1 protein-coding gene is annotated in these 1,184 nt (G+C 48.1%); it reads left to right on the forward strand.

Annotated features, from left to right (window positions below):
- The coding region (tuf, locus tag AC55NX_RS20700) for an elongation factor Tu (RefSeq protein ID WP_496997449.1) at positions 1–1,184 on the forward strand (1,184 nt) is incomplete at its 5' end.

A 1,184-nucleotide genomic window follows, 5' to 3' on the forward strand; every position in this document is an offset into this window, starting at 1 on the left:
TGTCTAAAGAAAAATTTGAACGTACGAAACCGCACGTAAACGTTGGTACTATCGGCCACGTTGACCACGGTAAAACAACATTAACAGCAGCAATCTGTACAGTACTTTCTAAAGTATACGGCGGAGCAGCACGTGACTTTGCGTCAATCGATAACGCCCCAGAAGAGCGCGAGCGCGGAATCACAATCTCTACTTCACACGTAGAGTACGATACACCGACACGTCACTACGCACACGTAGACTGCCCAGGACACGCTGACTATGTTAAAAACATGATCACAGGTGCAGCGCAGATGGACGGTGGTATCCTAGTTGTAGCAGCGACAGATGGCCCAATGCCACAAACCCGTGAGCACATCCTGTTAGGTCGTCAGGTAGGTATTCCTTACATCATCGTATTCATGAACAAATGTGACATGGTTGATGATGAAGAGCTGCTTGAGCTGGTTGAAATGGAAGTTCGTGAACTGCTTTCAGAATACGATTTTCCTGGAGATGACTTGCCAGTGATTCAGGGTTCAGCGCTGGGAGCATTGAACGGTGAAGCGCAATGGGAAGAGAAAATCGTAGAGTTAGCGAAAGCACTTGACGAATACATTCCAGAGCCGGAGCGTGTTATTGACCAAGCATTCCTGCTGCCAATCGAAGACGTATTCTCAATTCAGGGCCGTGGAACAGTTGTAACAGGTCGTGTAGAGCAAGGCATCATCCGCGTTGGTGACGAAGTTGAAATCATCGGTGTGAAAGACACCACGAAGACAACTTGTACAGGTGTAGAGATGTTCCGTAAGCTGCTTGACGAAGGTCGGGCAGGAGAGAACGTAGGTGTGTTGTTGCGTGGAACGAAGCGTGATGAAGTAGAGCGTGGTCAAGTATTGGCGAAACCAGGTTCAATCACACCACACACGAAGTTTGAATCAGAAGTTTACGTGTTGTCGAAAGATGAAGGTGGTCGTCATACACCATTCTTCAAAGGTTACCGTCCACAGTTCTACTTCCGTACAACAGACGTAACAGGTAGCATCGAGTTACCAGATGGCGTAGAGATGGTCATGCCGGGCGATAACGTGCAAATGGTTGTAGAACTGATTGCGCCAATCGCGATGGATGAAGGTCTGCGTTTTGCGATCCGTGAAGGCGGTCGTACAGTTGGTGCTGGTGTTGTAGCAAAAATCCTTGCATAA

This window comes from Vibrio rubrogenes (assembly GCF_059641415.1).